The sequence below is a fragment of the Streptococcus sp. 27098_8_82 genome, from assembly GCF_041431615.1.
GTDB classification, from domain to species: Bacteria; Bacillota; Bacilli; order Lactobacillales; family Streptococcaceae; genus Streptococcus; species Streptococcus sanguinis_K.
In genome coordinates, this window is the sequence record NZ_JAPVYB010000004.1 from 52766 (window position 1) to 66852 (window position 14087).

Below are 14087 nucleotides of genomic sequence, written 5' to 3' on the forward strand. Positions count from 1 at the left end.
GATTATTTAGGAGATTATTATGGGAAAAGATTTATTTAATCCTCACCTGCGTAAGTTTTCGATTCGGAAACTAAACGTCGGTGTTTGTTCTGTGCTCTTGTCAACCCTGCTTCTTTTGGGAGCAGCAACACAGGTTAGCGCTGATGAAACTGTTGGTTCTAATGCCCAAAGTGAGGTTTCGCAAACAGGTACAGCAGGTTCCTCAGGAAGTACTGCAGAATCAGTAAATTCACCAGCTGAGGAAAGTAAGCCTGACACTATTGCAGTTCAAGCAGAAGATGCGTCTGCGGTAGCGACTGCAAGGCCTGATTCAGTTGATAAGCCAACAAGTGAGCAACCAGCTGCAGAAACTACCTCTTTGCAAACAACTGTTCCTGCAGAAGTTAAGTCTGAGGAAAACAGCCAACCAGCTCCTGCTCAACCGGCAGGAACTACAGAGACTCCTCAGCCTAGTCGCTCTCGTCGCGTAAGACGGGATGCAGCACCTACTGGTCTGCGAGATGGTGACCCTAACAACACCATTGAGAAGCCTACTTTGGCTGATTCTGAAAAAAAGAACCCGACAGACTTGATGAAGCAGATTAACTGGCTGGATCTTGGTGATAAAAGTGCCATCAGCAACTTAGATACGGACGATTCCTTTAAAGTTGGTACTGTCTATGAAAAAGAAATTTCACCAGGCTATCGTATCAAACTGACAGTGACGGAATTAAAACCTTTCCACTCAACAGAGATTTATCGTGACCGCGTCAAGGGTACTGCGTATGAAAATAGCTATGATCCGAATGCGAAAAACACTTGGTTCAGGTATGTAAATGAAGACTATAAAAAGCAAGAAGCTGAGGGAGATTCAGCTAGACCGAAAATTATAGGAGCGGAGCAGAATCAATGGACATCTGTCCGAGACCAAGGGATTAACACCAATGGCCGAAAGACTCAATTACAAGTCCCTAAAAATGGTGCCAGCTACGGAATAAAATTCAAGGTAGAAGCGACTTACCTTGGGAAACCTGTAAAAGCAACAGTTATCATGGCAGATGGAGAAGAAGCTAACCCAGGGGAGTATGCTATCTTCACGACCAATGGCCAAGGATGGGAACACTTGGCAGAATGGAAACGTGTTCGGCCAGATGGGTCTGTAATTACCGACACTTATGCACCGATGAACCCTAACAGATATGGACAATACATAGGGGATAATGCGACTATACCTGTAATCGATTGGACTTCTTTTACTAATCCAGATCAAAAAACAGGAGGCTTGGGCTCTCAGGTCTTTGGTCCTAATACTTCTAAAGATCACACAGTTCCGATTGTGATGACACGTGGTGCTTCAGAAGTTGGGATTTATATTGCTTCTTCTGGTCAGCAAGCTGCTATGATTGGTTTTATGGTAGTAGATGAGGGGGATGCACCACCTTCTTATGGAAATGCTGTTCATGCTATTTCTGGCTATGATGCCAATACGGGTGCAAGAACTCCTCAGCCATTCTTGGGTCGAGTTGAAGCTGATATTGATACTACTTCGGGTAATGACTGGAGGCATGATGACGATACTGATCACGCAGACGAAGGGGTTAATCAGCTCTTGCCTTCTGATTTGACAGGTAAGACGAATAACCTTTTCCGAGTCAATCGTCTTCAAAATGGTGACTACTCAGTTCGCTTGCAAGCCTCTGCCAATGGTAATAGCAAGGCCTATGTTCGTGCTTGGATTGATTTCAATCAAAACGGTGTTTTTGATGAAAATGAGGCCAGCGAATTTACTGAAGTAACAACGGCTGGTGACTATACTGTTAATTTTAAGAATAATCCAGCGATGACCAATCCTGCAGTTAGCAAGCTGGGAATGCGGGTCCGCATTGCCCTAAATAAGGGAGATATTGAAAAACCTACGGGAACAGCCTTTAGTGGGGAAGTTGAAGACTTAGAAGTCATCTTGACCTATCCGCCAAAAGGTGAAAAGAAGGAAAGTTCAGGAATAATCGGCCAGCCTCAGAAAGCTACTCTTCAGTTTACACCTCAAGGTATCGATCAAAATGATGAAAGCAAGAAAGCGGCTATTGATACAACTGTAGCACCTGTCGTTTTGGACAATGCAGACCATACATTAACAGCAGATGGCGACGGTTGGTACAATACTGCTGAGGGACGATATAAAGTAACAGCCAAGGGTGCAAATGTGGATGTGATATTTGAACCTAGCAATGGCTATATTGGTACTACTCAAGGAATTAATATCCGACGTGTTGATACTAATGGTGCAAGTACTGATTGGATTGCGAAGAATAATGGAGAACCTGTTATCAACGATAAGTTGAATAACATGGATGCCCGCTATATTCCGACTGTTTTGAATTTCACGGAACATCGTTCGACGGACGCACAAGGTTTGCCTCAAGTGCAAGATATTGTCTTTAATGATGGAAATCCTGCTAAGACACCTGTTCAACCATCTTCAACGAATCCTGTCTCTTTCTTGGATGCTGATGGCAATCGTATTGTTGGAACAAGCGCGAAGGCAACCTCGCAAGGCCAAGAAGTGGGAACCTTTGAGTTAGATCCAGATACTGGGCGTGTGACTTTCACTCCGAATAAGTCGTTTGTGGGGACAGTTGACCCAGTCAATCTACAATTGCATGATACCGATGGAACAGAGCACCGCGCAACCTATCAACCGACAGTAACGCGTCTTGTTCCAACAGCACAAGGAGCAAGCTCTGAGGGTATTCAAGGTGCTGAACAATCTGGTAATTTGATTTTTACGCCAGGTGATAATCGTGTGCCAATTAATGAGGCAGTTGCTCCAACTTTTGATAACGGTCAAACAACTAAGGTTGTTCCGAATGTCGGAACTTATATGGTTGATAACTCAGGTCGTGTAACCTTCCAACCGGTTCCTAGCTACACTGGCCGTCCAAGTGCTGAATCTGTTAAACGTGTTGATATGAACGGGACAGAAGTAACCGCTGCTTATCAAGCCGAAGTTAAGGCCGCAACCCCAACAGGTCAAGATACACAGTCTACTGGTTTACAAGGGAAACTTCAAACGAGTCACATAAGCTTTACTCCAGGTCAAGCAAGTATTAATGGACAGAATGCGACGGTGCCTTTAGCGCCAGAGGGACCACGATTTGTAGTTAATGGGCAAATTCAACAAGCTAATAGTCTGCCTGTCCATGATACAAGTGGCAAGCTACAAGGAACTTATACTGTTCAAGCTAATGGAGATATTAGCTTCCAACCTGCACCAGATTTTTATGGGACGCCTACTCCTGCGCGTCTTCGTGTAAGTGATAAGAACGGATCTACAGCAGAAGCAGTTTACCAACCTACAGTGACTCAAGTAACCCCAACCAGCACCAATGCTGAATCAACTGGCCTCCAAGGTCAACTACAAAGTGGCAAACCAACTTTCAGCCCAGGTGACTCAACTGTTCCAATTGATATGGATTCTCCAATGACCTTCGAAGATGGTCAGCCTAAAAAGACTGTTCCAGGAGTAGGTGTATACACAATCAATTCAGATGGTTCTATCACTTTTACACCTGAGAAACAGTATGTTGGCACCCCAACACCAGTGACTGTGAAACGTGTGGATAAGAATGGTACTGAAGTTACTGCTACATATACACCGACCGTTACCAAGGTAACTCCAACTGGCACCAATGCGAATAGTACAGGTCCTCAAGGTGTCCCTCAAACTGGCATTCCAACCTTTGCAGGTGGTGATCCACTAGTTCCAATTGATGACTCAGTAGAGCCAACTTTCGAAGATGGAAGTAAGGAGAAAAAGATTCCAGGTCAAGGAACGTACACCATCACTCCAGATGGCGCAGTGACCTTCACACCAGAAAAGCAGTTTGTAGGAAAACCAGATCCAATCACTGTTAAACGAGTAGACAAGAACGGCACACCAGTGACTGCGACATACAGTCCAGAGTTTACCAAGGTAACTCCAACTGGTACTAGTGCAACGAGCACAGGACCTCAAGGTGTCCCTCAAACTGGCACCCCGATCTTTGCGGGTGGTGATCCACTAGTTCCAATTGATGAAACCGTTGAGCCGACCTTTGAAGATGGTAGCAAGAAGAAGACTATTCCAGGTCAAGGAACTTACACCATTGCCCCAGATGGCGCAGTGACTTTCACACCGGAGAAGGAGTTTGTAGGCAAGCCGTATTCAGTTACTGTGAAACGTATCGATAAAAACGGTACGCCAGTTACTGCAACTTATAGTCCTGAGTTTACGAAAGTGACTCCAACAGGCACCAATACAACCAGCACCGGTCCACAAGGTCTTCCGCAAACCGGCACACCGACCTTTGCAGGTGGTAATCCACTAGTTCCAATCGATGAAACCGTTGAAGCAAGCTTCGAAGATGGAAGCAAAGAGAAGACCATTCCAGGTCAAGGAACATACACGATTGCTCCAGATGGCGCAGTGACTTTCACTCCAGATAAGCAGTTTGTAGGCAAACCTGATCCAATCACTGTGAAACGAGTAGATAAAAATGGCACTCCAGTAACTGCGACATACAGTCCAGAGTTCGCCAAGGTAATTCCAACTGGTAAAGATGCTACATCTACAAATATCAAGGGCCATGTTCAAACTGGCAAACCTATCTTCGAAGCAGGTGATCCATTGGTTCCAATTGATGAAACAGTTGAACCAACTTTCGAAGATGGAAGTAAGGAAAAGACAATTCCAGGTCAAGGAACATATACCATTACTCCAGATGGAGCAGTGACCTTCACTCCAGATGCTGATTTCCTTGGTCAGGGAAGCGGTGTGACTCTTGTCCGTCGCGATAAGAATGGCACCTCAGTGACGGCTCGCTATGTTCCGACCGTGGTTGCACCATCAACCAGCCAGGACAGTGTGTCCAGCGGCCGCAAGGGCCAAGCTCAAACGGGCACGCCAACCTTTGAAGGGGCGATTGACCAGGCAGTAGCACCGACTTTTGCGGACGGCAGCACAGAGATGGTTGTACCAGGAGAAGGAACTTATCGGTTCACTATGCTGGGAGCAGTGACCTTTGTGCCAGAAGCTGACTTTGTTGGAGCTGCTCGTGGAGTCGTCGTGAAGCGTTCAGATATTTATGGCAATGCCGTGACGGCTACCTATACCCCAACTGTTTTGGGAAATACTACCACAGAAGATACCGGTAGCACCGGTCTTAAAGGTCAGCCGCAGACTGGTAAACCAATCTTTGAAGGAGACGTGGATCCAACTGTTCCGCCAACTTTCGAGGATGGCAGTACCGAAAAGGTTGTTCCAGGCCAAGGTACTTACACGATTGCTCCAGATGGTACTGTGACCTTTGTACCGGAAACTGGCTTTGTCGGTCAAGCTGATGGTGTGACAGTGATTCGCAAAGACCGTAATGGTCAGACGATTTCAGCGGTTTACATTCCGACTGTGACAGAAAATCCTGTTCAGCCAGAGCGGACGATTACGCCTGCACCTCCATCACTTTCTAAGAGCGAGGGGACAAAATCCCTTCCTAAGACAGGTACAGAAGAAACTTCATACTTAGCAGCAAGCTTACTTGCTGGAGTATCAGGTTTGGGACTGATTGGCTTAGAGAAGCGGAAGAAAAAGTCTGAAGACTAAGAGGTGAGAACTTAGGTTCTAACACCTGAATTAAAAGAGGAAAGATTCATTAGTGAATCTTTTTTCTTTATATTCAAAGAAATAGATCTTAAAAACTTCATGATAGCATTTCTAAAATGTTAAACATTAAAGTAGAATCTGAGATACTCTCAGATTTATTTAATTTATAAGGATTTTTCTATGGTCTATTTTTTCTTTTGTTTTCAAAAATAGACTATAAAATGCTTTGTGTCAATTTTTTTAAAAATTTTTTATATAATTATAGTTATATATATAGCTAACTAAAATGGAATGTTGTATAATAAAACTATTGTAACTAGATGATTATTTAGGAGATTATTATGGGAAAAGATTTATTTAATCCTCACCTGCGTAAGTTTTCGATTCGAAAACTAAACGTCGGTGTTTGTTCTGTGCTCTTGTCAACCCTGCTTCTTTTGGGAGCAGCGGCACAAGTTAGTGCTGACGAAGCTAGTGATTCTGGTGTCCAAAACGAAGTTTCGCAAACAGGAATAGCCGAATCATCAGTGAATTCTGCTGAAAATGTGGCTTCTGAACATATACAAGCAAAAGAAAGTTCAGCACTTGCTTTTGCTACTGAGCCTTCTCAATCAGATGATAATCCTAGTCCAAGAAGCTCAGAGCCTGAGAAAGTTGAAGGATCTACTGAATCTACAGCAACTAAATCAGTTGAGAATACTCAACCAATCAATGTTCACCCAGAAATATCTAACGCGGCTGTCGTGGCTGAAAAGTCAGAAGCAATAGCAGATGTATCTCAGCCTAATCGCTCTCGTCGTGTGAGACGGGATGCGGCAACTACTGGACAGCAGAACAGCGTAACAACAGGAGTTCCGATAGGTACTGGACCAGCTGGGGCAGATGATGCTACCTCTACGCCACGAGTACCTAAACCAAGCTTGGATGAATCAGTTAAGAAAGACAGTGTTCAGTTAGCTAAGCAGATTAGTTGGCTTGATTTTTCAGATGCTGGCAGTTGGAAAAACTTGGACCAAAGCGGTGGCCTTAAGGTAGGAACCACCTTCACTAAGGAAATTTCACCCGGCTATGTAGTGACTTTAACGGTCAAAGAGCTTAAGCCTTTTAACTCGACTGAAATCTATAGAAAACGGGTTGAAGGGACAGCATCACAGAGTACCTATAACCCCAACGCAGAGAATGGTTACCTAAAGTCTGCGCCAGATTATGGTAAAACACCTCCAACAGTTACAGGGGCAGCTCAGAACGAGTGGACGACCATACGTGACCAAGGCTTTAATACTCAAAAACGTAAGACTCAGTTGGTTTATCCCAAAAACTCTACCAACTGGGGGGTAAAATTCGATATTGAGGCGACCTATCTCAATAAGCGCGTAGCCCCTACGGTGGTTATGGCCGATGGTGAAGACGCCAACCCAGGTGAATTCGCAATCTTTACCACGAACGGGACAGGTTGGGAATACATGGGTGAATGGAAGATGAAAAGTCCGGCCAAAGAACCCTATACGGTTATCACGAAAAAAATGTTGGATGATGAGGACGTTAAGAGAAGAGGTCTCTTAATCCTTAAGGATAAGAGCGTAGACTGGTATAAATATCTCAGTCCAGATACAGTGACAGGAGGTCTTGGGACTCAGGTCTTCGGACCAAACCGTTCGAATGAACGGACAGTTCCTGTCGTGATGACACGTGGGGCCTCTGAAGTAGGTTTCTATGTGGCATCATCTGGGCAACAAGCTATGATGATGGGCTTCCTTGTGGTGGATGGCAGTGATGCGCCGGAAAGTTATGGCGAAGCCTTCCATACCATTTCAGGACGTGATTCGGTGACTAACGCCCCTATTAATCAACCTTATCTAGGAACTACGCCAGCTGATATTGATGTTGAGTCAGCTAATGACTGGGTTCTGGATGATAAAAAGGAACACAAGGACGAGGGGGCCAGCCAATTACTAGCGGACGATCAATTAAACGCTTCTAATGATTTGCTTGATTTAGACAAAGCAAAAAATGGAACTTATACGATTAAAATCAAAGCTAACCCAAATGGCAATGCTAAATCCTATGTCAAGGCCTGGATAGACTTCAACAATGATGGAGTCTTCAATGAAAGCGAAGGTAGCAACCTACAAGAGATTACAGCTGCTGGTGACTATACCTTGACCTTCAATGCCAACTCAAATATTACTGGCGGTCAAGTAGACAAATTGGGTATGCGTTTCCGAATTGCGACTAATAAAGGTGATATTGAACAACCAACCGGTATTGCCTTTAGTGGTGAAGTAGAAGATATGCTCTTACACCGCATTTATCCTCCTAAAGGTGAAAAGCAGACTACGGACGGCTTTACAGGTGAGACTCAAACTGCTGTCCTTCACTTCACACCTAAAGGAACGGATCGTTCAGATGACAGTGTCAATGCAGTTATGAGTACCCAAGCGCCTCAGGTTCTGGATAAACAAGGCAATGCTCTGACGCCTGTTGATGGCAACTATATTCGTCCAGAAGGGACCTATCACTTGACCGTCAAGGACAATGACGTGCAAGTAGCCTTCACTCCAAATGCAGACTTTTCTGGAACTGCTGACGGAATTAATATTCGTTGGACTGACAGCAATGGTACCTCGACTGGTTGGACTTCGACAGATGCTTCTGACCCTAATAAGAATGATCAATTGACTACAATGGATGGCCGTTATGTACCGACAGTTCGTAAGATTCCAAACTACGAATCAAGTGGTCTTCAGGGACTGGAACAAAACAAAACGCTAGTCTTTAACGATGATGATGCGAATACGGCCCCTGTCATGCCAGATGCTACCCATCCTGCCAGCTTTGTGGATGCTAACGGTCAGACAGTAGCAGGCAACACGGTGCCAGCCATGTCCAATGGCCAGCAAGTCGGGACCTATGAATTAGATCCAAATACCGGCCAAGTGACCTTCAAGCCTATCAAAACTTTTTATGGTACGCCAGACCCAGTGGTAGTTCAAGTCAGTGATGCCGATGGTAAAGCACACCGAGCACGCTACCAACCTAATGTGACCCAAGTAACACCAAGAAGCACCAATGTTGAATCAACTGGCCTCCAAGGTCAAGCACAAAGTGGTAAGCCGACCTTCACCCCAGGTGACCAACAAATCCCAATTGACATGAGCAAAGCCATGACTTTTGAAAATGGGACGAACACCTTGGAAGTAGCTAATGAAGGAACTTATACTATCAATTCAGATGATACCATTACCTTCAAGCCACTTAAGCAATTCACTGGCAAGGCAACACCGGTTACAGTCAAACGTGTCGATGCCAACGGCACAGAAGTGACTGCAACCTATACACCGAACGTGACCAAGGTCACACCAACCAGCACACCTGCTACTTCATCAGGTCCTCAAGGGGTGCCACAAACAGGCACGCCAGTCTTCAAGGAGGGCGATCCAGCGGTCCCAATCGATATGACCAAGCAAATGACCTTTGACGATGGTCAACCTAAGAAGATTGTTGCGGGCGTAGGGGAATACACCATCAATTCAGATGGATCTATTACCTTTACTCCAGATAAGAAATATGTTGGAACCCCAGCCTCAGTGACGGTCAAACGAGTTGACGAAAATGGCACCGAAATAAGAGCAACCTATACGCCAACCGTGACGGAAGTGACGCCAAGAAGTACCAATGCCGTTTCAAGCGGCTTGCAAGGACAACAACAAAGTGGCAAGCCGATCTTCACCCCAGGCGACAAAGCTGTGCCGATTGATATGGCCCAACCAATGACCTTTGAAGATAATCAAACAACCAAGAAGGTAGACAAGGTCGGGACTTATGTCATTGAGTCAGATGGTACGATTACTTTCACGCCAGACAAGCAATATGTGGGGACCCCATCTCCAGTAACAGTTAAACGCGTAGACACAAATGGAACAGAAGTAACGGCTACTTACACACCAACCGTGACGCGTGTCACACCAACCAGCACCAATGCTGAGTCAACAGGCCTGCAAGGTCAACCACAAAGCGGCAAGCCAACTTTCAGTCCAGGTGACCAACAAATCCCAATTGACATGAGCAAAGCCATGACCTTTGAAAATGGTACCGACACATTGGTAGTAGCTGATCAAGGAACTTATACTATTAATTCAGATGGTTCCATTACTTTTAAGCCAGAGAAGAAATTTACTGGCAAGGCGACCCCAGTCAAGGTTAAACGAGTTGACACAAACGGAACAGAAGTAACGGCCACTTACACTCCTACTGTTGAAGAAGTTATTCCAAACGCAACTGGCGATCAGACTGAAGGTCCACAAGGATTGGTTCAGAATGGTAAAATTACTTTTGAAGCTGGAAGACCAGAAGTAGGTTTTTCAGCAGACAATACCCCAGTTTTTGATACGGGTACCAATGTGAAAGAAATTGAAAATGTTGGTAAGTTTGAAGTGGATATTGATGGCAATATTACCTTTACCCCGGTTAAGACATTTGTAGGTAAAACACCTGAAATTGAAGTCAGTCGTGCAGATGTCAACGGTACCCTTGCTAAGGCAAAATATCAAGCAACAGTGACAGCTGTAAAGCCAACTGGTGTTGGAAACAAGACAGAAGGCCTGCAAGGTCAAGTTCAAGAAGGTAAAGTGACCTTCACACCAGGGCACGACTCTGTTCCATTCCCTGTTGGTTCGACTCCATTGTTTGATAACCATTCAACAGTGAAAGAAGTACAGAATGTCGGTAAGTTTGAAGTGGACTCTGATGGTAAGGTTACCTTTACCCCACTCAAGCAGTTTAAGGGGGAAACACCAGAACTTGAATTGACTCGCACCGATGCTAATGGCACTCCAGTAACCGTCAAGTACCAAGCAGTTGTGAAAGAAGTGGTTCCAAGAGGAACTGACGCGACTAGCACAGGTCCTCAGGGGGTTCCGCAAACAGGTAGTCCAAGCTTCCAAGGTGGTGATCCACTTGTTCCGATTGATATGGATTCTCCAATGACCTTTGAAGATGGTCAACCTAAGAAGACAGTTCAAGGAGTAGGAGAATATACCATCAACTCAGATGGTACTATCACCTTTACCCCAGACAAACAGTATGTGGGGACCCCAGCTTCAGTTACTGTTAAACGTGTAGATAAGAACGGCACGGAAGTTACTGCCACCTATACGCCAACGGTAACACGGGTAACGCCTACTAGTACCAATGCTGAATCAACTGGTATCCAAGGTCAACCGCAAAGTGGCAAGCCAACTTTCAGTCCAGGTGACCAAGCTGTTCCAATCGATATGACCAAGCCAATGACCTTTGAAAATGGGACTGACACTTTGGTAGTGGCTAATCAAGGAACTTATACCATTAATTCAGATGGATTCGTTACCTTCCAACCAGTTAAGCAATTTACTGGCAAGGCGACACCTGTTATGCTTAAACGAGTCGATGCTAACGGTACAGAAATAACTGCTTCTTATACCCCAGAAGTTACCAAGGTAACTCCAATCAGCACCAATGCTGAATCAACTGGCATTCAAGGTCAGCCGCAAAATGGGACACCTACTTTCACTCCTGGAGACTCTGCTATTCCAATTGATATGGATTCTCCAATGACCTTCGAAGACGGTCAGTCTAAGAAGACTGTTCCGGGAGTAGGGGAATACACTATCAACTCAGATGGTTCCATCACCTTTACTCCAGAGAAACAGTATGTAGGTACCCCAAATCCAGTTACCGTTAAGCGAGTGGATAAGAATGGTACAGAAGTAACCGCTACTTATACTCCGACAGTGACGAAAGTGACTCCAACTGGTAATAGTGCAACGAGCACAGGTCCTCAAGGTGTTCCACAAACCGGTACTCCAACGTTTGCGGGTGGTGATCCACTAGTTCCAATTGATGAATCAGTAGAGCCAACTTTCGAAGATGGAAGTAAGGAGAAAAAGATTCCAGGTCAAGGAACATACACGATTGCTCCAGATGGCGCAGTGACTTTCACCCCAGAGAAGCAATTTGTAGGCAAACCAGATCCAATCACTGTAAAACGTGTGGATAAGAATGGCACTCCAGTAATGGCAACTTACAGCCCAGAGTATACTAAGGTTACGCCAACTGGTACTGACACTAAGTCAGAAGGCTTGCAAGGCCAAGTTCAAGAAGGTAAAGTGACCTTCACCCCTGGTCACGATTCAGTTCCATTCCCTGCTGGTTCGACTCCGTTATTTGACAATGGTTCTTCTGTCAAAGAAGTACCAAATGTTGGTAAGTTCGAAGTGGATGCAGATGGTAAGGTGACCTTTACTCCAGACAAACAATTCAAGGGGGAAACACCGGAACTCGAATTGACTCGGACTGATGCGAATGGAACTCCAGTAACCGTCAAATATCAAGCGGCAGTGAAAGAAGTGACTCCAACTGGCACCAATGCGACTAGCACCGGTCCTCAGGGTGTTCCGCAAACTGGCACCCCAACTTTCCAAGGCGGCGACCCACTGGTTCCAATTGATGACCTAGTAGAGCCAATTTTCGAAGATGGAAGTAAGGAGAAAAAGATTCCAGGCCAGGGAACGTACACCATTACTCCAGATGGAGCAGTGACCTTCACGCCAGACAAGCAATTTGTAGGTAAACCAGATCCAATGACTGTGAAACGTGTTGATAAGAACGGCACTCCAGTCACTGCAACATATAGCCCAGAGTATACTAAGGTAACTCCAACTGGTACTGGCACTAAGACAGAAGGCTTGCAAGGCCAAGTTCAAGAAGGCCAAGTCACCTTCACTCCAGGCCATGACTCTGTTCCATTCCCAGCTGGTTCAACTCCATTATTCGATAATGGTACCGCAGTTAAAGAAGTACCAAATGTTGGTAAGTTCGAAGTTGATGCGGACGGCAAGATTACTTTCACTCCGGATAAACAATTCAAGGGTGAAACGCCAGAACTCGAATTAACTCGTGTGGATGCCAATGGCACTCCAGTAACTGTCAAGTACCAAGCGGTAGTGAAAGAAGTGCTTCCTACAGGAACCAATGCAACGAGCACAGGTCCTCAGGGTGTTCCGCAAACAGGCACTCCAACTTTCCAAGGTGGTGATCCACTTGTTCCAATCGATGACACAGTGGAGCTAACCTTCGAAGATGGAAGCAAGGAAAAGACCATTCCAGGTCAAGGAACCTACACCATCACTCCAGATGGCTCAGTGACCTTTACTCCAGACAAGCAGTTTGTAGGCAAACCTGATCCAATCACTGTTAAACGTGTTGATAAGAATGGCACTCCAGTAACTGCGACATACAGCCCAGAGTTCGCCAAGGTAACTCCAACTGGTAAAGATGCTTCCTCTACAAATATCAAGGGACATGTTCAAACCGGCACACCTGTCTTCGAAGCAGGTGATCCATTGGTGCCAATTGATGAAACAATTGCGCCAACCTTTGACGACGGAAGCAAGGAAAAGACTATTCCAGGTCAGGGAACATACACCATCGCACCAGACGGTACAGTGACCTTCACTCCAGATGCTGATTTCCTTGGTCAGGGAAGCGGTGTGACCCTTGTCCGTCGTGATAAGAATGGCACCTCAGTTACAGCTCGCTATATTCCGACCGTAGTGGAACCATCAACTAGCAAGGATAGTGTATCCAGCGGTCGCAAGGGCCAAGCTCAAACAGGCACGCCAACTTTTGAAGGGACGATTGACCAGGCAGTGGCACCGACCTTTGCGGACGGCAGCACAGAGATGGTTGTCCCAGGAGAAGGAACTTATCGGTTCACTATGCTAGGGGCAGTGACCTTTGTGCCGGAAGCCGACTTTGTCGGAACTGCTAGCGGAGTTGTCGTGAAGCGTTCAGATATTTATGGCAATGCTGTGACGGCTACCTATACCCCAACTGTTTTGGGAAATACTGCCACAGAAGATACCGGCAGCACTGGTCTTAAAGGCCAGCCTCAAACTGGTATGCCTATCTTTGAAGGCGATGTAGATCCAACCGTTCCGCCAACTTTCGAGGATGGCAGTACCGAAAAGGTTGTTCCAGGCCAAGGTACTTATACGATTGCGCCAGATGGCACTGTGACCTTTGTACCGGAAACCGACTTTGTCGGTCAAGCTGACGGCGTGACAGTGATTCGCAAAGACCGCAATGGTCAGACGATTTCAGCGGTTTACATTCCGACTGTAACAGAAGCTCCTGTTCAGTCAGAGCGGACGATTACGCCTGCACCACCGTCTCTTTCCAAGAGTGAGGGTGCAAAATCCCTTCCTAAGACTGGTACAGAAGAAACCTCCTACTTGGCGGCAAGCTTACTTGCGGGAGTATCTGGTTTGGGATTGATTGGCTTAGAGAAGAGAAAGAAAAAGTCTGAAGACTAACATAGGCTTGAAGAAATTCTATTAATGAACTAGAAGAATTTCGGAAAAGCGCAAAAACAGGTAGAACTTATGTTCTACCTGTTTTGTTATCAAAAATTATTGGAGTTGATGGAGATAAT

General features: G+C 45.6%; 2 protein-coding genes. Both read left to right on the forward strand.

Features of this window, described 5'->3' with window-relative positions:
* Positions 1-19 precede the first annotated feature (19 nt).
* The gene (locus O3627_RS07990; protein ID WP_371621336.1) at positions 20-5617 is read left to right on the forward strand and encodes a CshA/CshB family fibrillar adhesin-related protein; all 5598 of its coding nucleotides are present in this window, start codon (positions 20-22) and stop codon (positions 5615-5617) included.
* A gap of 341 nt (positions 5618-5958) precedes the next feature.
* Positions 5959-13968 (forward strand): CshA/CshB family fibrillar adhesin-related protein, encoded by an 8010-nt coding sequence (locus O3627_RS07995; RefSeq protein ID WP_343093603.1) that lies wholly within the window; start codon positions 5959-5961, stop codon positions 13966-13968.
* The last annotated feature ends 119 nt before the right edge of the window (positions 13969-14087 follow it).